Here is a 25,735-nt window from a genome sequence, read left to right as displayed (position 1 = left end):
ATTGTTCCATCATAGTATAAAAAAGAACAATCAATTCATTTAAGATTTATGAGTAAATTGAAAGACAAAGTGGCTCTAATAACCGGATCTGATTCCGGCATTGGTCGTGCAATCGCCGAAGCGTATGCTTCCGAAGGCGCTCATGTTATTATCACCTACCATTCTGACCGGGAAAGTGCTAAAGAGGCTGAACAAAAGATAAAGAAATTAAAAACAAAAGTTTCAACCTATCAATTGGATGTGAGTGATGAGACCAGTGTTCAATCGGTTTTCGGAAAGGCTGTAAAGGAATTTGGTCAAATCGATATACTGGTCAGCAATGCAGGCGTTAACGGCAGTAATATCCCCGTAGTGGAAATGGACACAGAAACTTTCGATACGTGTATCAAAACGAATCTGTATGGTGCATTCTATTGCTGTAGAGAATTTTTGAGGCTGCGAAAAAACAAACTTAAGGGAACTAAAATAATCATTGTCAGTTCTATCCACGAAGAAGTGTGTACAGCAGGCAATGCCGATTATAACGCATCTAAGGGTGGGGTTAGAAACTTCAGCAAAAGCCTCGCTTTGGAGCTGGCACCTAAAGGTGTGTGTGTTAATAACATTGCCCCGGGGATGATACTAACTCCTATGAACCAGCAAGCCATGGATAACAAAAAGGTACGGGAGGAGAAGGAGCAGCACATTCCCATCAAGCGTGCCGGCAAACCCGAAGAGATTGGCCCTTTAGCGGTATACCTTGCGTCGTCTGATAGTGATTATGTTACGGGAACGACTTTTACTATTGATGGCGCCTTAAGTATAAATTTGGGACAGGGAGCATAAAAGGCCTATATTACATTTAACTGACTGCCAAAGAGCTGGCTTTACAAAAATTTAGACTTATCTTTGCGCTTTATTTTTAAGATATGAGCAAGCACGGACGAATTTTAGTAGCTATGAGTGGCGGGGTAGACAGTTCAGTGGCCGCAGTGATGCTTCATGAGCAAGGTTATGAGGTTATTGGGTTGACGATGAAAACCTGGGATTATGCATCTTCCGGAGGAAGCACCAAAGAAACCGGTTGCTGTAGTTTGGATAGCATTAACGATGCCCGTGCTTTAGCAGTTGGTTATGGTTTTCCTCATTATATCTTAGATATTCGAGATGAATTTGGCGACTTTGTGATCAATAATTTTGTGGATGAATACCTGGCGGGAAGAACGCCTAATCCCTGTGTTCTTTGCAATACCCATATCAAATGGGAGGCTTTATTAAAAAGAGCGGACAAACTGGATTGCGAATTTATTGCAACGGGTCATTATGCAAATATTCGCTTACAGGACAGCGGTCGGTATGTCATATCCAAAGGCCGAGATGAGCATAAAGATCAATCGTATGTGTTGTGGGGCGTTTCCCAAAAAAATCTGGCTAGAACAAAATTTCCCTTGGGAAGCTTTACCAAAGCTGAAATCAGACAGATGGCGCTTGAAATGGGACAAGTAGAATTGGCCAATAAATCGGAAAGCTATGAAATCTGCTTCGTTCCGGACAACGATTATCGATCTTTTTTACGCCATCGCGTAGAGGACATTGATGAGCGTATAGGTGCTGGTAACTTTATCTTATCGGACGGTACGGTAGTGGGCAAACACGCGGGATATCCCTATTATACCATCGGACAGAGAAAAGGCTTGGGGATTGCTCTGGGACGTCCTGTTTTTGTTATTCAAATACTACCTGAAAGCAATACAGTAGTGTTGGGTTCAGAAGAGGAACTCCAAAAAGATACGGCATACGTCAGAAATATCAATCTGATCAAATACGAGCATATACCTGAACCGATGGAAGCAGTAACCAAAATACGCTATAAGGATGCCGGTGCCATTAGTCGGATTGTTGAAGAAAACGGAAGTATGAAAGTGGACTTCGAACATTATGTAAAAGGAATAGCTCCGGGCCAATCGGCGGTTTTTTATGAAGGGAATGATTTGTTGGGCGGTGGATTCCTCATGTAAATTTTAATGCAATTTTAATTAAAAAAATTTGGTGATCTTTATTTCCAATATTTAATTTGATCCATAAATTGATTAGACTGGCAACGAAAACGAAAGATAAAATCAACTAACTATTATACAAATAACGAACAATTTTATCTATGTTTGAGCGATAAAACAAAAAGCCGAAGCGTGTATACTTCGGCTTTTTGATCAAAAAGGCGAAGGCAGTTTGCTAAAACATGAATAAATCCCTTTATTTGCAAAAATCAAGATACTGAATGGCAAAGAACTTATTAATTGTAGAATCACCGGCAAAAGCAAAAACAATAGAAGGATATTTAGGAAAAGATTTTTTAGTTAAATCAAGTTATGGACATATTCGTGATCTGGTTAAAACGGATGATGCCATTGATACTGCAAATAATTTCGAGCAGAAATATGAAGTCCCGGCGGATAAAAAAGCGGTTGTTAGCGAGTTAAAAAAGCTGGCTAAATCTGCTGAAACTGTTTGGCTCGCGTCCGATGAAGACCGGGAAGGAGAAGCGATTTCCTGGCACTTATACGAAACGTTAAACCTAAAAGAATCCAGCACAAAACGGATTGTTTTTCACGAAATTACCAAGCCTGCCATTCTTAAAGCCATTGAACAGCCGCGAAAAATTGATTTTAACTTAGTAAATGCCCAGCAAGCCAGACGCGTATTGGATCGTCTAGTTGGGTTTGAATTATCTCCCGTATTATGGAAAAAGGTTAAACCCTCCCTCTCGGCCGGTCGCGTACAGTCGGTAGCAGTACGGCTGTTAGTTGATAGAGAACGGGAAATAAACAAATTTGAGCCCGAAGCAGCCTTTCGGGTTGTTGCAATCTTCTTTACGGAAGAAAATAAAAAAGAACTTTTCAAAGCGGAATTATCGAAACGATTCGCAACTATAAATGAAGCCGAAAAATTTCTTAATGACTGTATTCCGGCATCATATCATGTCAAAAGCCTAGAAACAAAGCCAAGCAAGCGAAATCCTGCTGCACCTTTTACAACTTCGACCTTGCAACAGGAAGCCAGTAGAAAACTTGGCTTTTCAGTAGCTAGAACCATGACAGTGGCGCAACGTTTGTATGAATCGGGAAAAATTACGTATATGCGTACCGATTCTGTCAATCTAAGTGATACGGCCTTACAGGCAGCCGAACAAGAGATCCGTTCTGCCTATGGCGATAAATATCATAAGAGAAGGCAATATAAAACTAAATCTGCCGGTGCCCAAGAAGCACACGAAGCGATCCGCCCTACCTATTTTAACCAACACACCATAGAGGGGGATCATTCAGAAAAGCGACTCTACGAGCTCATATGGAAACGAGCGATCGCTTCGCAAATGAGCGAAGCTGAATTTGAAAAAACTACCGCAAAAATTAATATTTCAACGCGTAACGAAGAGTTTACGGCTAGTGGCGAGGTCATGAAATTCGACGGTTTCTTAAAAGTCTACTTTGAGTCGACTGATGAGGAAAGCGAAGTCAATTTAGAAGAATCCGATGACAATGCACTTCTACCTCCTCTTAGAAACGGTCAGCAGCTCGGTTTAAAGGAAATGACCGCTACAGAACGTTTTAGTAGGCCACCTGCCCGCTATACTGAAGCAAGTTTGGTAAAAAAACTAGAAGAGCTCGGTATTGGCCGACCCTCAACCTATGCTCCTACGATATCGACTATCCAGAATAGAGGCTATGTGGTAAAAGAAGATAGGGAGGGAAAACAACGCGAATACAATGTACTGACATTAGGCCATGGTAAAGTAAATACTACTAAGAAAACCGAAATCACAGGAGCCGAAAAATCAAAACTATTTCCTACCGATATTGGGATTTTGGTTAATGATTTTCTAGTAGAACACTTTAAGGATATCGTCGATTTTAATTTTACGGCTACGGTTGAAAAAGAATTTGACGAAATCGCTAATGGACTGAAAGAATGGACCGCTATGCTCCACAATTTCTATGGCCCTTTTCATAAAGAAGTAACCGATACCATTGAAAACGCCGACCGAGCAAGCAGTGAGCGGATTTTAGGGACGGATCCACAAACGGGTAAACAGGTAAGTGTACGAATAGGCCGTTTTGGCCCTTTGGTACAGATTGGTTCGGCAGATGATGAAGAAAAACCGGTATTTGCCAGTCTGCGCAGCGGACAAATGATCGAGACCATCACTTTAGAGGAAGCCTTGGAATTATTTAAGTTGCCAAAAAAAGTTGGAAAGTACGAGGATAAGGAGATGACGGTAGCAATTGGCCGATTTGGACCATATATCCGCCACAACAATGCTTTTTACTCCTTACCCAAAGGAATAGATCCAATGGATGTAAACGAGACCCAAGCGATAGAAATCATTGAATTGAAACGAAAAAAGGACATTGAGAAAGTGATCAAGACCTTTGATGAAAATCCGGAGGCACGAATTGAACAAGGCCGCTGGGGACCTTTCATCCGTTTCGGAAAACAAAACATTAAGATTCCTAAAGATAAGGACGTAGACAAAATAACATATAATGATATTTTGCAATTAGCGGAAAGTGATAAGTCTAACACCGGCACCAAAAAGAAGGTACCTGCGAAAGGCAAAAGTAAAACGGCAAAGAAAAAATAGCGGAAGATATATGAAGAAGGACCTTCCTCCAAACGTTGTAGAAGATATATATGTAGCTGTTGTATTGGAAAGTGATTCGCCTACCAGCAGACACTGGAATGTTTACTTAATCAACCAAAAGGAAGAACCCATAAAGAATGTGCTTATCAGCAGCAAGGGCTATGGTTTGAAGGATGAGCGCGAAGTAAAAACTTCCGTATTACGCCATTTTATCGGAGATATAGAGGCAAAAGAGTTTGCATTAGTAGAAGCAATTGACGAACAGGTTTTCGGTTTAACCAATGAATATTTGCTGAGTTATTATATTGGTGGAACTATTTATGATAAGAAATTTATTTTCTTACCGGAAAGTATTGTTGACACCAACCTGATCCGTATTCCAATCATTAATAAACCGGGCATTTTAATTGGGATATAAAAATAAAGAGCGGATTTATACAATCTGCTCTTTATTTTTATAGACCCGCAAGCAAGCCTATACTTATACTATTTCATCACTATAAACATAACGAATTTCGTCTCGTAGGTTGTATTTTGAAGCCATTACCTCACCATATGCACCCGTTGTGCGAATGGCAATCAAATCCCCGCGCTTAGACTCCGGAAGCTCGACTTCCTTCCCGAAACAATCGGTACTCTCGCAAATAGGCCCTACAACATCATAGTTAACCGATCCGTCCCTCGTCTCTTCACTTAGCTGCTTAGCAGATAAATGCTCTATTTTGTGATAAGCTTGATATAAAGCGGGTCTCATTAATTCTGTCATACCTGCATCGAGAATCAAAAAATGTTTTTTAATACCATTCTTGACATACAAGACCTTACTAATTAAGCTTCCGCTTTGCGCAACCAGAGCTCTTCCGAGCTCAAAATGCACCTCTTGCTCTCCCTTACGCTCCAAAAATTGATCAAAGATTTCAAAGTAACGTTTAAAATCAACAATAGGATCACCATCGGGATCGGTATAGTTAACCCCCAATCCTCCGCCTACATTCAGTACTTTTAAACGATATCCACGCTCGTCAAACCAATTGTTAAACTCATTTACTTTTACACACAGGCTTTTGAAAACATTGAGATCGACTACTTGTGAGCCCACATGAAAATGTAGTCCGATTAATTCCAGCGAATCAAAGTTCCTGATAACATCCAAGCATTCATTTAGTTCCCAGGTTTTAATACCAAACTTGTTCTCGTCTAAACCGGTTGTAATATACTTGTGTGTCTTCGCATCCACGTTTGGGTTGATTCTAAGTGCAACTTTCGCCACCTTGCCTTCCTTCTTCGCTAAATCGCCGATGACGCACAACTCCTGTACCGATTCAACATTAAAAGCAAATATATCGTGATGAAGTGCAGCTATGATTTCTTTATCAGCTTTACCAACACCTGCAAAAACAATTTTATCAGGGGAAAAACCCGTTTCTACCGCCTTTAGTACTTCATTACCACTTACACAATCGGCTCCAATACCGGATTCTTGGATAATTTGTAAAACGCGTTCATTAAAATTCGCCTTAAGCGCATAATGTATGTGAAACTTGTACTTATCAGCCTCAGTAAGCGCATTATCTATTGTTGCTTGGAGTAGCTGTAAATCGTAATAAAAAAAGGGGGTTTCCTTCTGCTCAAAAGCAGCTATAATATCTCTGTTAAACATGTAATTCTGTAGCGTAAATCGCCATTATAATTAAAATAAACGATTGTGTAAAGAACGAAGCACTTCAACCTTATCTTCAGCGTTAATCAGCAATGAGATGTTAAAATTGCTGCCACCATACGAAATCATGCGCACAGGGATGTGTTTCACAGCGTCCAATACACGGGAAGCGTAACCATGCGTATTTAAACTGAAATCGCCGACGACGCAAACGATGGTTTGATTAACGTCAATTTCAACTGAACCAAAATCCTTTAATTCCCTTTCAATATCACTGAGAAAACGGGTATCATCAATGGTCAACGATACAGCGACTTCCGAAGTGGTAATCATATCGATAGGTGTTTTGTAACGCTCAAAAACTTCGAAAACTCTTCTTAGAAAACCAAAAGCTAAAAGCATACGCGAAGAATGAATTCGAATTGCGGTAATACCATCCTTAGCCGCAATAGACCGAACTTCTCCCCTCACGGCCCCCTCTTTACTGATCAAAGTGCCCGAGGCATCGGGATCCATGGTATTCAGTAGCCTTACGGGAATGTTATATCGTTGAGCTGGAAATACACTTTGAGGATGTAAAATTTTTGCTCCGAAATAAGCTAGCTCCGCAGCTTCATCAAATGTTAAATGGGCAATGGGCTTTGTACCCTTTACGATACGCGGATCGTTATTATGCATACCATCAATATCTGTCCAAATTTGGACCTCTTCCGCACGTATGGCTGCACCTATTAACGAGGCGGTATAATCGCTTCCACCTCGTCTTAGGTTATCAATCTCACCAAAAGCATTTCTGCAGATGTAACCTTGCGTAATAAACAACTGGTGGTCATTTGAAGCTGCTAATAAAGTCGACAAATGCTCGCCGATAAAATCAATAGTAGGTTCATTATCTTCATCGATCTTCATGAAGTCTAAAGCCGGTAGCAGCTTAGAGCGAACGCCAATTTCCGTAAGATAAAAATGATAAAGGGTCGTTGACAATAACTCCCCTTGTGCCAAAATAATCTTTTCTTCTATAGGTGTAAAAAGGTCATGGGCAAAAGATTCTATAAAGTTAAAATGATAATCGATCAGTTCCTTTCCATTTTCTTTACCTTCTTGACTTGTAAATAGCTCTTCAATAAATTCCTCATACTTCGCGTGCAAACCCTTAATTAGTGCTTCGGCCTTTCGCTTATCACCCGCTGCAAAAGCTTGTGATATTTCAACTAATGCATTGGTTGTACCTGCTACTGCAGATAAAACAACGATCTGTTTCTCTTCACCGGGTTGGATGATGTCCAGTAATTTCTTCATACGCTCGGGACTACCAACCGATGTTCCACCGAATTTTAAGATTTTCATTGAATGTTTAATTTGTTTTTATCGATACTATTCACTGTTTTTAGGTATCAATGAGCTCGCAAGCTCGGTTAACGGCGACGAAGCTTGTCTGAGCTAAAGTACCCCTCTGGCAGCTCAGCCATTTTTCGTCAGAATAAGTTATTTTTTAGTCGGCCTAACCGCTATAAGGGCGACTTTCTTGACCATGCGCAAAAATAGCAACAAAAAACCCGTATAAAAAGTCTTTTCATACGGGCGCCAAAGATACTCAATTTTATTATATCTATAATATACTTTCAGTTATATTTAAAAAAAAACACCATAACGCCCGATAGGTTTAATTTTTTTTATTCAAAATCGGTATTATCGAGCTTTTTCTTATTTATTTTCCATGTTCGTCGATGAGCGTTTGGATAATTCCATCGACAAGACCTACCCTAGGCACAACAATATTTTTTACACTTCCCCATTTCATAACATTCAGGAAGATTTCACAAGCCGGAATAATCACATCGGCACGGTCGTTATTTAATCCGAGAACATTGATACGTTCTTTTAGGGAAAAAGAATTTAAATATTCGTATAGCGACTTAAGTTTATTGAAAGATAAGGGCTTAGTTCCTTTTTCGTCGGCTAGACGATGCAACTTATTAATATTACCGCCGGTTCCAATGCCTATAATTCCTTTATAATTCTTGGTGTTTTCTTTTATCCATTCCTTCATTTCAGTCCAGGTTTCCTCGCTATCCTGATTATCTAGGATACGAATAGTTCCTATATTAAATGACCTCGATGCGCTTAAAGCTCCATTATTAAATACCGATAACTCGGTGCTACCACCACCAACATCAATGTATAAATAGCTTTTCCGTCTTTCCAATTGCTGTTCAACATGGCTATTATAGATGATACTAGCTTCTTTTACGCCATCAATGATTTCCAGGTTGATACCGACTTTTTTTATCTCTTGCACCAACTCGGAACCATTGACAGCTTCTCGCATGGCAGAAGTTGCACAAGCCATGTATTCACTAACCTTATAGACGTCCATCAGTGATTTAAACGCCGACATAGTTTTTATTAAATCTTCTGATTTTCTCTTAGAGATGTTCTTATCAATAAAAGCGTCGTCGCCTAAACGTAAGGGTACTCGAATGAGTGTATTCTTCTTAAAAGAAACTACTTGGCCATTCTCAATTATATCAGCAATTAATAATCTGATAGCGTTTGAACCAATATCAATAGCTCCATATCTCATATCTTTATTTATTCTTTTGTTTCAAATAATGGTAAGTATCCAGTTGGGCCCGATAACTCATTTCATTTTTTCTCTTCTTTACGTATCTGTTATCGTTTGCCGCATTAATTACCCTTGCTTTAGTATTATCGCGAAGTTGGAGATCAAGAATATCTTTTATTTCCTTAACCAATAAGGGATCTACTACGGGAAAGCTAACTTCCAATCGTCTATCTATGTTTCTGGTCATCCAATCAGCTGACGATAAATATATTTTTTCATTGCCATCGTTCCCGAAGATCCACACACGAGCATGCTCCAAAAATCTGTCTACAATACTAATAACCGTTATATTTTCGCTGAAACCTGGTTGTTGCGGAACCAGACAGCACATACCTCGCACAATTAGTCGGATCTTGACTCCAGCGTTACTAGCTTCATACAATTTCAAAATCATACCTTCATCAGAAAGGCTGTTCATCTTTAAAATCATATATGCATCCTTGCCCGCTTTAGCAAGCTCTATTTCCCTATCGATTAATTGATAAACTGCATTGCGCATTTCCAAAGGCGAAGTGATAATGTATTTATAGCCTTTGTAAAAAGATTTTTTTTCCAGTCCTTTAAAAAGCCTTTTTAGATCTGCCGTTATACCTTTATGAACGGTGAACATACTATGGTCGCAATAACTTCGCGCGCTCTTTTCATTATAATTTCCTGTTGCCAGATTCGCATAATACGTAAGTCTCCCCTTTTCCCTCCTGCTTATCAAACATATTTTGGAATGTACCTTATAAGCCAAAAGACCATAATGTACATGCACTCCACCCTCTTCCAATTTATTACTCCAGAAAATATTGGCTTCTTCATCAAATCGCGCTTTTAATTCAATCAGGCAGTTTACTTTTTTTCCGTTCTTTGCTGCGTTGATTAAGGCATTGATAATCTTTGAATTTTCGGCCAAACGATAGAGGGTAATATTAATTTCCACCACTTTTGGATCAATGGCAGCCTCTCGCAAAAAATGAATGATATAGTCAAATGACTGGTATGGCAAACTGATCAGATAATCTCTTTTTGCAATCTGGTTAAAAATGCTATTACTCAAGTCGAGCTCTTTTACTTCGAGCGCAGGAAGCGTCTCATACTCCAAGGATGGTCCTCCTACATTTGGAAAGGCTATGAAGTCTTTGAAATTGTGGTAACGATTGCCTGGAATAAGTACACCGTTGCTCAAATTCATTCTCGAAACCAAAAAATTCAGCATGTCCAGTGGGATCTCACTGTCATAAAGCAAGCGCATTGGCTTTCCCTTCGATCGCCTTTGAAGGCTCTTACTTAAGGCTTCGATAAATTTCTCACTTACATTGGGATCGATATCCAGTTCCGCATCACGGGTCAGTTGGATCGTGAAGGCTTCAATGGTATCGTATTTAAAAATAAAAAACAATTCATCAAGACAATATCGAATGATATCATCCAAAAGTATAATGAATTTCAATTGATTACTATGAGGAAGCACCAAAAAACGATTAATGCTTTTGCTGGGCACCTCCAATAGGGCATATCTGATTTTCTTATGATATGTTAACTTAATAAGGAAATAAATTCGGCGATCTTTTAATTCAGGGAATGGTTTGGTATTGTCCACATCCAACATAATCGGAACCAGATTAGGAAGTACTTTCTCTTGAAAATACTTCCTAACAAATTCTCCTCGACTAACGTTCAGTTGTTTTTCATTAATAATAAAAATCTTCTCTTCCGCCAGCTCTTTAATTATTTCGTGCTCATAAAGGTATTCAAACCGCTTTTCCTGTTTAACAACGATATTCTTAATTTCATTTAATACTTTCCGAGGGTTAAAGCCCAGGAGCTCCTTCGCTTTCGTATTTACGTTTGCCAACCTATTAAGTGTAGCCACTCTTACGCGATAGAACTCATCTAAATTGGAAGAGAATATCGAAAGAAAGCGAAGACGCTCTAGTAGAGGCACTGATTTATCCGCCGCTTCCTGTAATACGCGCTCATTGAAATATAACCAACTTATCTCTCTATTAATTAAAGGAGCTTTGCTCTTAAAAGATGCAGACATTTATCAGAATACCATTTATAGACAGCAAATTTTGCATAAAAATGTTAAGTACATGTTAAGTAAACATTACCTTTTATGAATCAAAATTAGGAAATTGCTGGTTTATCTGACGGTTCTGATGGTTTACTTGCTGTTTTGCTCGCGGTTGCAGGCGTCGCTTTTTTGGGAGCAGTTTTTGGCTGACTATTAACATTCGTTGCCGGCTTTGCGCTTGTTTTATTACCCGTAACAACTGCCTTCTTTTCCTCTTTAACGGCGGGTTTTAATTCTGCTTCTTTTTTCGCTTGGTTTGCAATTTGATTAGGAGTGACAACTTTTTTTGGTTGCGATACTGCTTTAGTGGCTGCTGATGCTACCGCCGATTGCTTACTATCTGTTTTAACGCTGCCAGTTGATGAAGAAGCGCTTCGCTGCGGAACAGCTTTTTTTACCGTTGTTGTTGCTAACGGGCTCTTTTGCGGGCTTGTCTTCTTGCTTGTGCTTGCAGGTGGCGTGGCGGCGGTTACCGGTTTTGTTGGAGTAGCCTTTGGAATGGGTAATTTTGCAGGAGCTACCGATTGAGTTTTACCACTAACTTTGCTAACCTCTGTCTTTCCAACCTTGTCATCCTTCACAGGCTCCTTTTTCGAAGTGTTGCTGGTTTTAGTTGCAGTTTTTACTTTCTGCTCTACTGCTTTTGCACTTTTTTCTGCCTTCTCTTTTGATTTCTTTTCTACCTTTTCTCCGACAGTTTTGACTTTCTTTTTGGAAGCCTCTGCTTTTTTCTTCGTTTGCCCTTTAGCACCTTCTATTTTATCCGACAGCTTTTCCGCGAGTTTCTTACTGGCTTTCTTAATATCTTTTGCCAAATCTTTCGTTTCATGCCCTAAATCATTCAATAGAGCCGTAACACGTTTAGTTAGCGATTTGGTAACTTTTTGCTTATCCGCTTTCTTTTGTTTTTTTGTGATTTTCTTAGCCATAACCGTTTATTTAAGTTATATAAAGCTAAGCAAATTAAATACCGGAAACAAAGGATTATTTATCCCACGATTTTTTCTCAAGTAGCTCCATTTGCCATATAATCTGTTCCTCTGTGATGGGATAAGGTTTATCTTTCCGGATTTGTTCATATACGGCATTAAACAAGCCCTTATAGTTCCCTTTAAGCGCCTCTTTATAAAAAATCTGTTTTTGATTAGTTTTATTGATAATAGTTAATAAGCCCTCTTGACCAACGGCTTCCAGTCCGAATTTTTCGTCAGTCGGCCACATCCCTTTGTCCAATTGTTCCTCTTGCACATCTGCTCGGTTTTTTTGAAAAGAGCCTTTTGTGCCATGTATCACATACGCGGGCAAGGGCTGTGCAACTAACAAACTTGCATGTGCAAAAACAGTAAGTCCGTGTTCATAAGTTAATACAAAGGTGAAAAAATCATCTACCTCTGAATTTTCTCTGTGAATGCTTGTCAGCTTGATGCTATCTTTAGGCTTACCGAACAGCGAGATTACCTGGTCAAGCAAGTGCGGACCTAAATCATAGGTTAAACCAGCGGCTGCCTGATTGATTTCTTTAAATGTTTTAGGACTCTTTTCTTTCCTATAACGATCGAAACGGATATGAAATTCAATTATATCTCCAAGCGCACCACTTTCAATAATTCTTTTAACAAGTTTGAAGTCACTATCCCATCTTCTGTTCTGGAACACCATTACATGCTTACCTTGTTCTCTGCCAAGATCAAAAAGCTCTTTCACTTCCTGACTTGTGGCAGCACAGGGCTTTTCGATTAGCACATGCTTTCCTTTCAGCAAAGCCTTTTTGGCATAGTCGAAATGTGTCTGGTTCGGGGTGTTTACCACAACCAGTTCTATATCCTTATCATCTAATAACTCATCAACGCTATCATAACTGATAATATTGGGGTATCGTTGCTGTGCCGTTTTTTTACTTCTTTCTACAACCGCTTTGAACTTAAACCGCGTATTTGTTTCAAGAAAAGGCGCATGAAATATTCTACCAGACATACCATAGGAAAGTATGCCTGCTATTACCGGATATTTTGACATATACTTATAAGTTTTATTGTTTAATAAAACGCTAAATCCCGTAAATAGTTTTGCTAATCGGATTAGCTTTTTATCTCAACAAAATTTCATCCTATTTCTAGGTTCTGTTAAAAAATACCGAGCCGGGGCCAAGGAAATATACAAAAGAAAAAGGTGTCTTTAAAAAGTTACTTTTTATCGTTATCCCGACTTGTACCTTTTAAGACACCTTCCTAAGGCACTCTGAAAAAGCTTACAGTAAAGTTTTTGTCTCTTCTATGCTTTTTTCAAGAACAGGAAGTGCCTCTTTCGCATATTTTCTCACACTGACATCTGTGGTGCGGGCTGCGCCCTCAAATTGGTGAAGAATAGCTTCCTGATTATGTAGCGAGTGTTTTAGAAATTCTTTATCCAATATGCTTGCCTGAGCAGAATCCAAGCCGGCAGGTAATTCCAATGAGTGCATAGCCGGGAAAGGAATCAGTACATCAGATTTGGTAGCCAATTCCTGAACTTTTGCTAACACATCTTTATATTGGGTGCTTAAATTTGTAGCTAAGGATTTTACACTCGCATTGCTTCCTCGCTGTGAAATGATATTAGCAAACTCTATTTCCTCATTCGCCAATTGATATACCGTACGATAAAATCTATATTCTTCGGTATCTGCTTTCGTGATGTTTGTGTAGTATAACTCTGCGCTGGCCTTATGTTCACCAACACTTGTACAGGAGCTCATCGATAAAACACATGCAAAAGTTGACAAGCCAAATAAAGCTATCTTCCTATTCATTTTTAATTTCTATTTATGTATGTACAGTTTTGTCCAGCAAACCTAACATAAAATTTTCCTATTATCAATTTTTATGTACAAATCCACTGTGAATACTACTCAATTATACCAAATTCCTTCCAGCGTTGACAATACCATATACCGTGCGGGTGAGTAATTTACCATAAATCTCATAATTCGGATCATCCGTACTCAAATTATGCATTTTTTTAATCGCATAATGTTGAATAATGACAAGAGGTAGAACGATTTTCTCTCTCGTAGCAATCGATTTCCTTTCTACGGGATATCGTTCCATAAGCATCGTGGTACCCGTTAATTTTAAAAAGTATTGCTTAGTTAACTCAAACTCTTCGCGAAGCATATTCCAAAATGTCCCAAACTTTTCGTCGTCTTTTAAATAGGCAGTGATATTAAAATTTGATTTCGTCATAGACATAATACTATTGTCAATGATTGTTTTGAACATACCGGAAGTATTATAAAGTTCTTGCACTTTATCCCACTCGCCCGAATCGTCTGCATTTTTAAGCGCCGTTCCCACGCCGTAACAACCAGGGACACTTTGCTTCAGTTGGCTCCAAGCGGTTACAAAACTGATTGCCCGTAGGTCCTCCAATCGTAATTCAGAATTTGAATTTCTTTTTACCGGTCTACTGCTGATGTTAAGAGATGACAGGAACTTCAATGGACTAAGTTCTTCCAGATATTTTAGGAATAAGGGGTGTTTCCTTAGCTCCATAAATTTATTATAGCTCGCTCCAGCCATACGATCAATCAACATTTTCTTCCCCTGACTGAGGGTATCGCCAGGTTTGGTTTTTATTCCTGAAGTTATACCGGCATTCAACAATTGCTCAATATTGTAATGTGCGGTATCAAAAGAGCCATACTGACTACTTATCGTTTGCCCCTGAATCGTTAATTGAATATGATCATTCGCTATTTCATCACCCATAGAAGCATAAAACCGTTGGGTTTTCCCCCCTCCTCTAGCCGGAGGCCCGCCCCGTCCATCAAAGAAGGTTAAATCGACATCGTATTTACGCGCCATCGCAGTAAGCTCCATTTTTGCTTTGTAAATAGACCAATTGGCCATTAGGTATCCACCATCTTTTGTGCTATCTGAAAACCCGAGCATAATTGTTTGCTTATTCCCACGGTGTTTAAGATGGGATTGATAAGCCTTATTGTTATAGAGGATTTCCATCACTTTAGCCGCACGCTTCAGATCATCTACCGTCTCAAACAATGGTACAAAATCAATTGAAAGCGTCTCTTTCTTCCAACCGTTCCATAGGAAAAGTTCCATAAGGGACAGAATATCTGACGCTTGTTGACAATTACTGATAATAAATCGATGGCAGGCCTTCGGCCCTCCCGACTGCTGGATTTTTTGAACAAAACGAATCGTTTCTACCATATCCAGAATTAAAGGATCCTTAATATTGTCTGTTGGTAAATCAGCCTCACGGAAGCGAGCGGACATAATCTTGTCTGCCTCCTCCAACGTTTCAAAATCTGCATCAATTCCTGTCTCTTCCGGATGAGCTTTGTAGAGGTATTGATATGTTTTGCGGAGGATGCTGCTATCCTGGCGAATATCCAAGCTCGAGAAGTAGGTCCCGAAAATTTTAACCTTCCGCAAAAGATCGTCCACAAGGTTCACAAAAAGACGGTCGTGATAGTCGGTAAGCACTCGTTTTACTTCACTTAAATTGAAGATGATAGCGTCTTTTACATTCTTTTGATTTTCCTGTGGGTTAAAGCTATTCTCGTAGAAAATTTCCTGCAAAGCTGCCATATACTTTTCCACTCCTCTGAAAGTAATACGGCGTTTCATCACTCTAAAATCCCGATAATAACACCTGAACAAGATGGTTCTCAACAAAGCAGAAACCTCTTTTGTACTTTCTGTAGTCACATTAGGATTTCCATCGCGATCCCCCCCCGGCCAGAAGCCCAACTCAACGATTTGTTTTTCCGCTTCCCTAATACAACCATTGGCATCAAAGTCATTATCCACCATACATTGTATATCCGAAACAACCGGGTAAAACACATGCTCCAAAAACCAGGCTAAGCTCCTGGCTTCGTCAATGGGAGTTGGCTTATTTTTCTGTAGGAACGGTGTCTTGCCTAATTGCTGTAACAATAAATGGATATCGTTAATGTCATTCTTTTTTAGAGCCCCTGTTAAGTCGGTGATAATACCCAACACTTCGCCCGGATAGAACTGTGTAGGATGGGCGGTAAGAACCAATCGCAGCGAAAAATCTTTCAACCGATTAACGATCTTATCACGTAATACGTTATTATTTTCAGCACGTTTAAATAAAGATTCCAAAGATCCGGCATCATCGGCCCTACCGGTCTTCGAGAAAGCGGCATCTTCTATCGCATCAAATAAAACGACCTGTCTTTCGATATATTGGATGATCCGGAAGAGTAAATCGAAGCGATCGGCCTTGTGAATATATTGTTCGTATTGTCCAAAAAAACTTTCAATTATTGCTTCGGGATCCATTTTATCATTTACTCCCTTTTCGATATGCGTTGAAAAGAAAGGTAATAAGGTCCCGGTATGCTTGACTTGATAAAATGGTAATGTTAAAAAAAGACTGTTATAGAGTTCAAAGCGTGTCAAGACCTCATTCTCATAAACAGCTTCTTTCTGACTTAGTTTCATAAATACCTCAAAGATTAATACGTGGTTAAAAACAAAAATTTATTGTTTTTTCAACAAAACGGCACAAAATACAAATAAATATCAAAACAATCTAAACTTAACTACAATTCACCAAGCAATTACCCTCGTTATGATAACATTTTTCAATTTAATTACTCAAACAATAAACAGCATAATGCGGTTAGTGTCTATGCAATAACAGGTACGATACTGATAAGTTTTGCTTGACGCTTTTTTATTACGGTTCTCAATAATATGGATAAAAATGCTTTACGCCGTTTAGAAAAAATAAAATGACTTTAATCAGTCAAAATATCTAAAGCAAAAAATAAGTCGGCCGGATTTTTGTATATTCGTCAGTAAATCCCAAAATGACAAGGGGAAAGTCATTCATACTATTATTACTGATTTTTTCTAGTGAAACAAACACAAGCTATTAAGACATTTTTATATAGTCAGTATTTTGCCGATGGTTTGCGAATTGCTTTTGGGGCCCTGGTTCCTGCTTTAATCTTTTCCTATTTAGGGGACATAAGAACGGGGATAGCTGTCTCTTTAGGGGCGGTAATTACCAGTATTGTAGATACCCCTGGCCCTACAAAAGACCGAAGAAATGCGATGCTGGTGTTAGTAGGCTTTATCTTTGTGATATCGTTTATCACCAAATTGATTAACCCTTTCGATGTAGCTGTTATCATCTTTCTGTCTGTCCTCAATTTTTCTATGTGTATGATAGCGGTTTACGGAACGCGGGCAGCTTCTTTGGGCACGGCCGCAATTCTAGTGATGATCCTTAATATGGATGATTTAAAGATGACTGCTGACAGCTCGCTTATGCATGCTGTCTATGCAACGATTGGAGGAGCTTGGTACATGCTTTTGAGCCTTACCTTAACTCAATTTCGTCCATTCAGACTTTCCCAGCAGGCCCTAGCTGAATGTATTCAAGATACCGCTGCTTATGTACGATTAAAGGCCAATTTTTATGATATAACCGTTGATAACGACAAAAACTACCAAAAATTGATTGACCAGCAAGTGATCGTTCATCAACATCAGGATGTCGTGAGGGAGTTACTTTTTAAAAGCAAGGCGATTGTAAAAGACTCTACGCGCTTAGGGCGCGTATTGGTCATTATATTTACCGACATGGTAGATATTTTTGAACGAACGATGGCTACACATTACGATTATGAGGCCATTCGCCATAACTTCGGAGATACAGATGCTTTAAGGGCTATTAGAATAACGGTTAACAGATTAGCCAATGAGATGGACAATCTGGCTTATCATATCAATGCGAATCATCGACCAAAGAAATTATACGATTTCAAATCGGACTTAGAACATATAAAAGGGGCAATAGATCGCGTAGAAAACACAGGCAAAAACACGGTAATCTTAAAAAAGATATTAGTCAATATCCGGGATTTAATTAACAAGCTCAACAACATTTATCAATACTTTGATACGCAGACCGCTCAATTTAACAATCAGGAAACAGATTTAACTAAGTTTTTATCACATCAGTCATTCAATCCGAAGGTTCTAAAAGACAATTTAAGTTTAAAATCGTCTACTTTCAGACATGCCTTAAGAATGGTGATTGTGATGATTGCAGCTTTTTTTATTTCGAAACTAATCCCTTTTGGCAATCATAGTTATTGGATTTTAATGACCGTCCTGGTTATTCTTAAACCGGGTTGGAGCTTGACAAAGCAACGCAATTATCAACGTATGTCAGGCACTATAATCGGCGGACTGGCGGGTATCGCGATTCTACTTGGCATTGAGCAAGAGATTGCCAGATTCATTTTTTTAATGATTTTTATGGTATTAGCTTACAGCTTCATTCGCATTAACTACATTCTAGGTGTCATGTTTTTAACACCTTACCTTTTACTTTTATATAGCTTTCTCGGCGTAAGCACCTTTGAAATTCTTCAGGAACGTGTGATAGACACCATAACCGGTAGTTTATTGGCTTTTACTTCCAGTTACATCATTTTCCCGAGTTGGGAAAGTAAAAATGTACAAACCAGTATGCGAAAGCTCCTTATTGCTAATTACAATTACTTAGTCAAAGCGCTGGAGTATATTATTGGTATAGAGGTAAGTGAGACTGAATACAAATTGGTTAGGAAAGATGTCTATGTTAATATGGCCAATATGACCTCGATTTTTCAGCGAATGATTACCGAGCCAAAAAGCAAACAAAAAAACGCTAAAGAACTAAATAAGTTCTTAATATATAATCACATATTATCCTCTTACTCAGTTGCATTGGTAGCTGTTGTCAAAAATGCTGCTCAGCAGTCACTCACCGCTGAACACATTAGATTGACACGAAAATCGCTTAAACAACTTTCTCAAACGATTTTGCAGTTTAAAATGACTGAAGACGATGAACCTTTTATCGAAACAGATATCAAAGTGGTTACTGCTTTGCCGGAGGATACGGGAGAAAACGAAGAAACAAAGTTAATAACAGAGCAAATTTCCTTTGTAAGCAAAATTACTCAAGATTTGAATAAAATATGTGAGCGCATGGATTTGCTAAAAGAAGCAGCCTAGCCCGATATTTTGTTGTTTTATCGATTCGGCATCCAAACCAACGACTGAGCAATAGTTTCGAAAGATTAGATTGTTCGCAATTATAAAAAATTTAAACTATTAGGGCCTTGGTTAAACAGTAAGTCAACAATACTTAAATTTGGAAGGAATCCATGCTTAGGTTCAAACACCTGAAAATACGGCTTGAATTCCTTGGCTTGATAGGTCTGTTTTGGGTGAATGCGGTTTCTAAAATCTTGAATACCGGCATCATTATCCAGATATGAGGTCGTAAACGTTAACGCCTTTCGTATTTTTAACAACCGAAGCAACATACTTGTCAGATCGGTATTGAAATCAAATAAAAATTCATATTTTTTTTCGTAAAATGGCGCGAAGTCATCCTCATAAAATTCAAAATAAGCTGACCGTCTGTAGGAAGTTTGCAAACTCATCCAATGTAGGCGTTGCCAGTCACTCTCATAACTTATCCGTACATCCTTCATCACCGTGTGTACTTTTGCACCCTTCCTAACAGGAATGATCAAGTCCAATTTACCATTTGGAGAGTAGATACTCGCCCTATTTCGATAGGTTTGCTTGGGGAAGTGTTCGAATTTTTCGACTAGAATTTCATCTCCGTCGGCGCTTAACATCTCGCTCACCGCAGCAATCGGAGCCAAATAAAAGCAGGGAAATAGTTTGTCTGTTTTCTCCATGATTTTGGAATTAAACCGCGAAAATACATATTAGCCGATAAATAAACTGCAATCTTCTGAAAAAGAAAAGACATGCTTTAATCAGAACTGCTTATAAGTTTGTAAAAAATTTCCTTTTCAAAATAAAGAAATCGGATATTTGCAAATTCTTTAGTAATTCGGTCTGGCTAAAATTAAGATGAACTTAGGGAATCGCATTGTATCTTTTTTTGTATTTATAATCTCTTTACTTCCCTTTTGGGTATTATATTGCTTGAGCGATTTTCTTTTTTTTATCCTATATTATGTAGTAGGTTACCGAAAAAAGGTGGTATACGAAAATCTATCAAACTCGTTTCCCTCAAAATCAGATGAAGAGATAAAGCAAATTGCCAAAAATTTTTTTGTTTTCCTCTCGGATATGATCATTGAAACGATTAAAATGAGGACGATTACGGCAAAAGAAGTGGAAAAGAGAATGGTGGTTCACGCCACACACGAAATTTACCGCCATTTAGAACAAGGAAAGCCTGTAATCGGTACAACCGCACACTACAGTAACTGGGAGCTGGGTATTCATCGATTGTCTTTGATGCTGAAAGACCCTTTATTGATCATTTATAAACCTCTCTCAAACAAGGGATTTGAACAAACATTTAACAATATACGATCGAGATTCAATGCCCAAATGGTACCGATGAAACAGACACTCCGGCAGATCCTTGCCTATGAAAACACACCACATATGAGTATGTTTCTCTCAGACCAAACACCTGCGCGTTCGGAATCTAGCTTTTTTACGCCTTTTCTGGGACAAGATACACTAATGTTTCTGGGGATGGAAAAAATAGCCAAGCGTACTGATTTTCCTGTTGTTTATTGCCATATTAACCGGATAAGGCGTGGATATTACGAATGCACCTTTTCTACTTTATTTGAAACACCGAAGGCTACGGATAACCACGAAATCACGTTGGCATATAACAAGTACCTCGAAAAACTGATACATGATAAGCCCGAACAGTGGCTATGGTCTCACCGTAGATGGAAACATAAACCCAGTGCATGAATAAAAAAGTAGCCGTCGTAATACTGAATTGGAATGGAAGGAGTTATTTGGAAAAATTCCTTCCCTCGGTTTGCGCAAGCACCTACCCAAATCTAGAAATAGTAATAGGCGATAATGGTTCAACAGATGATTCCGTTTCATTTATACAGACCGAATATCCGTCTTTAACGCTCATAAACAACAAGGAAAATTTTGGTTTCGCCGAAGGATACAATCGTGTCCTTGAACAGGTTGAGGCCGATTATTTCGTCCTCCTTAATTCTGATGTACAGGTCGATCCTTATTGGATAGAGCCTGTCATCGAACTGATGGAAGCAGACAGTAAAATAGGAGCTGCTCAACCGAAAATACTTTCTTTTTACGACAAAAAGAAGTTTGAACACGCTGGCGCAGCAGGTGGATTTATCGATTATTTAGGTTATCCTTTTTGTGCAGGAAGAATACTTGAGAAAACGGAAGTCGATCAAGGGCAGTACAATCATCCAAAAGAGATATTTTGGGCAAGCGGTGCAGCTTTTTTTATAAAAAGGGATGCCTGGAGAAAGGCGAAAGGCTTTGACAAAGATTTCTTTGCTCACATGGAGGAGATTGACCTGTGTTGGCGGCTGAAGCTCTTTGGGTATAGCATATATTATTGTCCGAAATCAGCGGTTTATCACGTTGGTGGTGGTACGCTGAGTAAGGAAAATCCATTCAAGACCTACCTCAATTTTAGGAATAACCTCGTTATGTTGCAAAAAAATCTGCCCTTAATGCAAGCAATATTCGTTATATTTATTCGTTTTTGGCTAGATTTCATTGCCCTGCTCCGTTTCATATCGGAAGGAAAACGAAAAGATGCACTTGCAGTCAGCAAAGCACATGTGAATTTTTTCAGGAATTTTCGAAAAAACGCTCGTAAAAGAAAACGAACCAAATCAAAAAAAGTATCGTCTGGCATCTATCGCGCGAGCATTATTTGGGCTTACTTTATACTTCAAAAGCAGAAGTTTACTGAATTGAATAATAAAAAATTCTAGAAAGGCAAACAAAAAGAGCGGATCGTAGTTTATAAATAAACCTTTTATAACAACCCATGAAGATACTTTTTTATATTCTATTGTTTTTACCATGCTTGTCGACGGCTTATGGACAAACAAGTTCACTCGCAGGAGCTTGGCAGCTTAAAAAAGACGACCTTCACCATACATTGGTTTTTGTAGACAACTACCTGTCTTATGCCTTATATGACTTAAATGGTAAAAAATTTATTAATACCTGGGGTGGCCCCTATAAGCAACAAGATAAACAGATCGTGGTATCTATTGAGTACAACGCTACAAAGCCCGAAGAAGTACAAAAATCACATACCTTTCAGTTCGATTTAACTAAAGACCTTTCTATTAATGTAACCGGCAACAAAGAAAATTGGCAACGAATAGATAGTAATGATGCGCCTTTGGCAGGCGTGTGGCGAATTACCAACCGAAAAGTAGACAACCAAATGAATGAAATGCCATTGAGGGATCGGAGAACATTGAAGATACTCAGTGGCACTCGGTTTCAATGGGTAGCAATTAATGTGAAAACCGGCGAATTTTCAGGTACGGGAGGTGGGACCTATAGCTTCAAAGATGGTAAGTATATTGAGAATATCGACTTTTTTTCCCGGGATGACAGCCGTGTTGGAGCGAGCCTGACTTTCAATGGGAAATTAGACAATGGTCAATGGCATCACAGCGGGTTGAGCTCAAAAGGAGCACCCATTTATGAAATATGGAGTCGCATGTATCAGTAGCGAATAGTGTTAGTAGATAAAGCTATGCACCGCCAAGCGATAACTATCTAATCCAAAACCACATAGAACCCCTTTACAATATTTAGCCAAATACGAATGATGTCTGAACGCTTCCCGCGCATGAACGTTCGAAATATGCACCTCGATAACCGGTGTTTTTATAGCAGCGATTGCGTCACCTATTGCCGCTGAAGTATGCGTATATGCTCCGGCATTTAAAACGATACCATCATAAGAAAAACCCACTTCATGCAATTTGTCGATAATTTCACCTTCATGATTACTTTGAAAATAAGACAGATCGATTGAATCAAAGTACCCTTTCAGTTCTTCGAAATAGCTTTCAAACCCTTTATTTCCGTATATTGAAGGTTCCCGCACGCCAAGTAAATTGAGGTTTGGGCCGTTAATGATTTGAATTTTCATCTTTATAATCGTTTTGCGCAACGCTTTTTAAGCAGTAATCCATGCAGGTTTCATTAATTAATAATAGCTTTGCATGAAATGTTATGACAGTATGCTTTACGGCAAAGATAATATTTTCATTAAAAGTTTATTCGTCTTTTCCTATTAAAACGCGACCCGCTTATGGGAGTAATATTGTTTGATGCCATCGTTGATTCGAGCAAGGTAAATGATTGCCTCAAATAGGCGGGCTAATTAATAAATTAATACTGATGAAAAACACGTTTCTCTTCATCTCCTTTTTCCTACTAGCAGGGATTATTATCACAGGCATTTGGTGGACGCCAATATATTGGTCGTTCATCATCGTTATACCCTTGTTCTTTCTCGGTCTCTTCGATGTTTATCAGTCAAAACGAGCCATCAGACGCAACTTCCCTGTTTTCGGTAGACTCCGTTATGTGATGGAAGGCCTCCGCCCCAAGGTACAGCAATATTTCATCGAAAGTGACACGGACGGACGACCTTTTAGCCGAATTCATCGTAGTGTGATCTATCAACGTGCAAAAAAAGAAATGGATACTACTCCTTTTGGCACCCAACTAAATGTGTATGAAAACAATTATGAATGGCTTAATCATAGCATCAATGCTTTACATATGGATGCGTCATGTGAAGATCCAAGGGTTATTATAGGTGGTCCCTCCTGTTCACAACCGTACTCAGCGAGCATATTGAATATATCGGCAATGAGCTACGGTGCCTTAAGTAAAAATGCCATCATGGCACTAAACAAAGGTGCTAAAATCGGCAATTTTGCTCATAATACCGGAGAAGGTGGCATAAGTGATTATCATTTGGAAGGTGGTGGTGATTTAATTTGGCAGATAGGAACAGGCTATTTTGGATGCCGCTACCCGGATGGAAATTTCAATCCGGAAGCATTTGAACAAAAGGTGAATCTCCCGCAGGTTAAGATGGTTGAAATCAAACTATCACAAGGTGCTAAACCAGGGCATGGAGGCATATTGCCTGCGGCAAAGCTAACGGAAGAAATTGCGCGTATACGGTTAGTTGAAATGGGCAAAGACGTTGACTCTCCCCCCTATCATCGCGCATTTAAAACACCGATTGAGCTATTAAATTTCATCCAACAGTTACGTGAGCTATCTAATGGGAAACCCATTGGTTTCAAGCTATGTATAGGACATCGAAGTGAATTTGTAGCCATCTGCAAGGCGATGACTGAAACGAAGATTTGCCCTGATTTTATTACCGTCGATGGTGGTGAAGGAGGAACAGGCGCCGCTCCCTTGGAGTTTTCCAACAATGTTGGGATGCCTCTAAGAGATGCCTTAGCCTTTGTTTACGACACACTTACAGGCTTTGACCTGAAGCAACACATTAAGATTATAGCTTCCGGGAAGATCGCCACGGGTTTCGATCTTGTTAAGAATTTCGCGCTTGGTGCAGATATCTGCAATAGCGCGCGGGGGATGATGATGGCCCTTGGCTGCATACAGGCTTTAGAGTGTAATAGCAACAAGTGTCCTACCGGCGTAGCTACACAAAACGCTCATCTGGTACGTGGCCTCGTAGTAGAAGATAAAAAAACAAGAGTTGCCAATTTTCATCAGCAAACAATAAAAAGTGCCATTGAGCTTATGGCAGCGGCGGGCATCAGACACCCCGATGACATTCATAGAGCTTATATCCATCGAAGAATTTCTCCGGATAAAATTTTGACTTATTTAGACAGCTATCCCTATATACCCAAAGGTTCATTACTCAAAAAGCCATATGCTAAACAATTTGAGCTGTTGATGACAATAAGTGATCCACATTCTTTCACACCAAACTTCAGCAATCTTAACTGGGACGAATTAGAGTGGGCAAGAAAACCGATGACAAACTGATAATATTGACATAAAGATAATATGGGCCCAATAGGTATTTTCGACTCCGGTTATGGAGGATTAACAGTTTTTAAAGAAATCAGCCATACGCTTCCTCAATACGACTACATTTATTTTGGCGATAATGCTCGAGTTCCCTATGGTACACGCTCGTACGACACTGTGTATCACTATACGATGGAATGTGTAAACCATTTATTTGATTTGGGTTGCCATTTAGTTATATTGGCTTGCAATACGGCTTCTGCAAAAGCCTTAAGGACTATTCAACAAAAAGATTTACCGAAACGCACAGACTTACGAAATGTTTTAGGTGTTATCAGACCAACGACCGAAATTATCGATCGCTTCACTATAAGCAATCACGTCGGTATTTTGGCTACTTCGGGAACGGTCAATTCAGCGTCCTACGTGCTGGAAATCCATAAGTTTTTCCCTCAAATTAAGGTGTATCAGGAAGCATGCCCCATGTGGGTTCCTTTAGTAGAGAATAATGAAATGGATTCGCCTGGCGCCCGTTATTTCGTAAAACAACATATCGATCGCCTCTTGCAACAGTCTACCGAAATTGATGCCGTCATTTTAGCTTGCACACACTATCCCCTATTGTTACCTACAATTAAGGAATTTATGCCAAAAGGTGTACAAGTGATTTCACAAGGAAGCATCGTAGCGAAAAGTTTAGCAGATTATCTGTATAGACATAAGGAAATAGAAGCTCTTTGTACAAAAAATGGCGCACGGCAGTTTTTTACAACGGAAAATGTTGAGAATTTCAAGGAAAAGGCCAGCATTTTTTATGGTTTACCGGTTGAGGCAGCACAATTTGACCTGACCCACAAAATACCTTAGCAATACAGTGTTCAGC

20 protein-coding genes are annotated in these 25,735 nt (G+C 39.2%); 10 read left to right on the top strand and 10 right to left on the bottom strand.

Features of this window, described 5'->3' with window-relative positions:
• Window positions 1–48 precede the first annotated feature (48 nt).
• The 4 genes from FKG96_RS13700 (at window position 49) to FKG96_RS13685 (ending at window position 5,039) form a co-directional block, all read left to right on the top strand.
• Window positions 49–825 (top strand): SDR family NAD(P)-dependent oxidoreductase, encoded by a 777-nt coding sequence (locus FKG96_RS13700; protein WP_130857452.1) that lies wholly within the window; start codon window positions 49–51, stop codon window positions 823–825.
• A gap of 83 nt (window positions 826–908) precedes the next feature.
• Window positions 909–1,997 (top strand): tRNA 2-thiouridine(34) synthase MnmA, encoded by a 1,089-nt coding sequence (mnmA, locus tag FKG96_RS13695; RefSeq protein WP_013666438.1) that lies wholly within the window; start codon window positions 909–911, stop codon window positions 1,995–1,997.
• Window positions 1,998–2,257: 260 nt separating this feature from the next.
• Window positions 2,258–4,621: a type I DNA topoisomerase gene (gene topA / locus FKG96_RS13690; protein WP_130857450.1), complete on the top strand. Its 2,364-nt coding sequence runs from the start codon at window positions 2,258–2,260 to the stop codon at window positions 4,619–4,621.
• 10 nt (window positions 4,622–4,631) lie between these two features.
• Window positions 4,632–5,039: a hypothetical protein gene (locus FKG96_RS13685; RefSeq protein ID WP_013666436.1), complete on the top strand. Its 408-nt coding sequence runs from the start codon at window positions 4,632–4,634 to the stop codon at window positions 5,037–5,039.
• Between the two features lie 63 nt (window positions 5,040–5,102).
• Here the strand turns inward: FKG96_RS13685 and lysA are convergent, their stop codons facing one another.
• The 8 genes from lysA to FKG96_RS13645 form a co-directional block, all read right to left on the bottom strand.
• Window positions 5,103–6,281 (bottom strand): diaminopimelate decarboxylase, encoded by a 1,179-nt coding sequence (lysA, locus tag FKG96_RS13680; protein WP_130857449.1) that lies wholly within the window; start codon window positions 6,279–6,281, stop codon window positions 5,103–5,105.
• A 30-nt stretch (window positions 6,282–6,311) separates the two neighbouring features.
• Complete coding sequence (locus FKG96_RS13675) at window positions 6,312–7,628, bottom strand: aspartate kinase (protein WP_130857448.1); 1,317 nt, start codon at window positions 7,626–7,628, stop codon at window positions 6,312–6,314.
• Between the two features lie 361 nt (window positions 7,629–7,989).
• Window positions 7,990–8,865 (bottom strand): ethanolamine ammonia-lyase reactivating factor EutA, encoded by an 876-nt coding sequence (locus FKG96_RS13670; protein ID WP_130857447.1) that lies wholly within the window; start codon window positions 8,863–8,865, stop codon window positions 7,990–7,992.
• A 4-nt stretch (window positions 8,866–8,869) separates the two neighbouring features.
• Window positions 8,870–10,939 (bottom strand): polyphosphate kinase 1, encoded by a 2,070-nt coding sequence (gene ppk1 / locus FKG96_RS13665; RefSeq protein ID WP_130857446.1) that lies wholly within the window; start codon window positions 10,937–10,939, stop codon window positions 8,870–8,872.
• An 86-nt stretch (window positions 10,940–11,025) separates the two neighbouring features.
• Entirely contained in the window at window positions 11,026–11,901 is an 876-nt protein-coding gene (locus FKG96_RS13660) for a hypothetical protein (RefSeq protein WP_130857445.1), read from the bottom strand.
• A 55-nt stretch (window positions 11,902–11,956) separates the two neighbouring features.
• Window positions 11,957–12,988, bottom strand: a complete 1,032-nt coding sequence (locus tag FKG96_RS13655; protein WP_130857444.1) for a Gfo/Idh/MocA family oxidoreductase — start codon at window positions 12,986–12,988, stop codon at window positions 11,957–11,959.
• A 232-nt stretch (window positions 12,989–13,220) separates the two neighbouring features.
• Window positions 13,221–13,760, bottom strand: a complete 540-nt coding sequence (locus FKG96_RS13650) for a DUF4142 domain-containing protein (RefSeq protein ID WP_130857443.1) — start codon at window positions 13,758–13,760, stop codon at window positions 13,221–13,223.
• A 103-nt stretch (window positions 13,761–13,863) separates the two neighbouring features.
• A complete protein-coding gene (locus FKG96_RS13645; RefSeq protein ID WP_130857442.1) occupies window positions 13,864–16,449 on the bottom strand; it encodes a phosphoenolpyruvate carboxylase in 2,586 nt (861 codons plus the stop codon).
• A gap of 417 nt (window positions 16,450–16,866) precedes the next feature.
• On the opposite strand from FKG96_RS13645, the gene FKG96_RS13640 reads away from it, so the two are divergent.
• Window positions 16,867–19,023 carry an FUSC family membrane protein gene (locus tag FKG96_RS13640; RefSeq protein WP_130857441.1) on the top strand — a complete coding sequence of 719 codons (2,157 nt, stop codon included), beginning with the start codon at window positions 16,867–16,869 and terminating at the stop codon, window positions 19,021–19,023.
• An 80-nt stretch (window positions 19,024–19,103) separates the two neighbouring features.
• Here the strand turns inward: FKG96_RS13640 and FKG96_RS13635 are convergent, their stop codons facing one another.
• Window positions 19,104–19,721, bottom strand: coding sequence for a WbqC family protein (locus tag FKG96_RS13635; protein WP_130857440.1), 618 nt, complete (start codon window positions 19,719–19,721; stop codon window positions 19,104–19,106).
• A gap of 178 nt (window positions 19,722–19,899) precedes the next feature.
• On the opposite strand from FKG96_RS13635, the gene FKG96_RS13630 reads away from it, so the two are divergent.
• From FKG96_RS13630 to FKG96_RS13620, 3 genes are read left to right on the top strand one after another with little or no spacing between them, the layout of a single operon-like run.
• A complete protein-coding gene (locus FKG96_RS13630) occupies window positions 19,900–20,769 on the top strand; it encodes a lysophospholipid acyltransferase family protein (RefSeq protein ID WP_130857439.1) in 870 nt (289 codons plus the stop codon).
• Window positions 20,766–21,788, top strand: a complete 1,023-nt coding sequence (locus tag FKG96_RS13625; RefSeq protein WP_130857438.1) for a glycosyltransferase family 2 protein — start codon at window positions 20,766–20,768, stop codon at window positions 21,786–21,788. Before FKG96_RS13630 ends, FKG96_RS13625 begins: the two co-directional genes overlap by 4 nt.
• A 56-nt stretch (window positions 21,789–21,844) precedes the next feature.
• Window positions 21,845–22,546: a membrane or secreted protein gene (locus FKG96_RS13620; protein ID WP_130857437.1), complete on the top strand. Its 702-nt coding sequence runs from the start codon at window positions 21,845–21,847 to the stop codon at window positions 22,544–22,546.
• 9 nt (window positions 22,547–22,555) lie between these two features.
• Here the strand turns inward: FKG96_RS13620 and aroQ are convergent, their stop codons facing one another.
• Window positions 22,556–22,972, bottom strand: a complete 417-nt coding sequence (aroQ, locus tag FKG96_RS13615) for a type II 3-dehydroquinate dehydratase (RefSeq protein WP_041387448.1) — start codon at window positions 22,970–22,972, stop codon at window positions 22,556–22,558.
• 251 nt (window positions 22,973–23,223) lie between these two features.
• On the opposite strand from aroQ, the gene FKG96_RS13610 reads away from it, so the two are divergent.
• Window positions 23,224–24,867, top strand: a complete 1,644-nt coding sequence (locus tag FKG96_RS13610; protein WP_130857436.1) for an FMN-binding glutamate synthase family protein — start codon at window positions 23,224–23,226, stop codon at window positions 24,865–24,867.
• A gap of 21 nt (window positions 24,868–24,888) precedes the next feature.
• Entirely contained in the window at window positions 24,889–25,719 is an 831-nt protein-coding gene (murI, locus tag FKG96_RS13605; RefSeq protein WP_130857435.1) for a glutamate racemase, read from the top strand.
• Window positions 25,720–25,735: the final 16 nt, after the last annotated feature.

The sequence above is a fragment of the Olivibacter sp. LS-1 genome (assembly GCF_008245145.1).
In the GTDB taxonomy this organism is placed as follows: Bacteria; Bacteroidota; Bacteroidia; order Sphingobacteriales; family Sphingobacteriaceae; genus Olivibacter; species Olivibacter oleidegradans.
This window is presented reverse-complemented; position numbering and strand designations above follow the sequence as displayed.

Coding starts and splice junctions, on each gene's coding strand:
- FKG96_RS13700 (WP_130857452.1), top strand. CDS start 49: ATGAGTAAATTGAAAGACAAAGTGGCTCTAATAACCGGATCTGATTCC.
- mnmA (WP_013666438.1), top strand. CDS start 909: ATGAGCAAGCACGGACGAATTTTAGTAGCTATGAGTGGCGGGGTAGAC.
- topA (WP_130857450.1), top strand. CDS start 2,258: ATGGCAAAGAACTTATTAATTGTAGAATCACCGGCAAAAGCAAAAACA.
- FKG96_RS13685 (WP_013666436.1), top strand. CDS start 4,632: ATGAAGAAGGACCTTCCTCCAAACGTTGTAGAAGATATATATGTAGCT.
- lysA (WP_130857449.1), bottom strand. CDS start 6,281: ATGTTTAACAGAGATATTATAGCTGCTTTTGAGCAGAAGGAAACCCCC.
- FKG96_RS13675 (WP_130857448.1), bottom strand. CDS start 7,628: ATGAAAATCTTAAAATTCGGTGGAACATCGGTTGGTAGTCCCGAGCGT.
- FKG96_RS13670 (WP_130857447.1), bottom strand. CDS start 8,865: ATGAGATATGGAGCTATTGATATTGGTTCAAACGCTATCAGATTATTA.
- ppk1 (WP_130857446.1), bottom strand. CDS start 10,939: ATGTCTGCATCTTTTAAGAGCAAAGCTCCTTTAATTAATAGAGAGATA.
- FKG96_RS13660 (WP_130857445.1), bottom strand. CDS start 11,901: ATGGCTAAGAAAATCACAAAAAAACAAAAGAAAGCGGATAAGCAAAAA.
- FKG96_RS13655 (WP_130857444.1), bottom strand. CDS start 12,988: ATGTCAAAATATCCGGTAATAGCAGGCATACTTTCCTATGGTATGTCT.
- FKG96_RS13650 (WP_130857443.1), bottom strand. CDS start 13,760: ATGAATAGGAAGATAGCTTTATTTGGCTTGTCAACTTTTGCATGTGTT.
- FKG96_RS13645 (WP_130857442.1), bottom strand. CDS start 16,449: ATGAAACTAAGTCAGAAAGAAGCTGTTTATGAGAATGAGGTCTTGACA.
- FKG96_RS13635 (WP_130857440.1), bottom strand. CDS start 19,721: ATGGAGAAAACAGACAAACTATTTCCCTGCTTTTATTTGGCTCCGATT.
- FKG96_RS13630 (WP_130857439.1), top strand. CDS start 19,900: ATGAACTTAGGGAATCGCATTGTATCTTTTTTTGTATTTATAATCTCT.
- FKG96_RS13625 (WP_130857438.1), top strand. CDS start 20,766: ATGAATAAAAAAGTAGCCGTCGTAATACTGAATTGGAATGGAAGGAGT.
- FKG96_RS13620 (WP_130857437.1), top strand. CDS start 21,845: ATGAAGATACTTTTTTATATTCTATTGTTTTTACCATGCTTGTCGACG.
- aroQ (WP_041387448.1), bottom strand. CDS start 22,972: ATGAAAATTCAAATCATTAACGGCCCAAACCTCAATTTACTTGGCGTG.
- FKG96_RS13610 (WP_130857436.1), top strand. CDS start 23,224: ATGAAAAACACGTTTCTCTTCATCTCCTTTTTCCTACTAGCAGGGATT.
- murI (WP_130857435.1), top strand. CDS start 24,889: ATGGGCCCAATAGGTATTTTCGACTCCGGTTATGGAGGATTAACAGTT.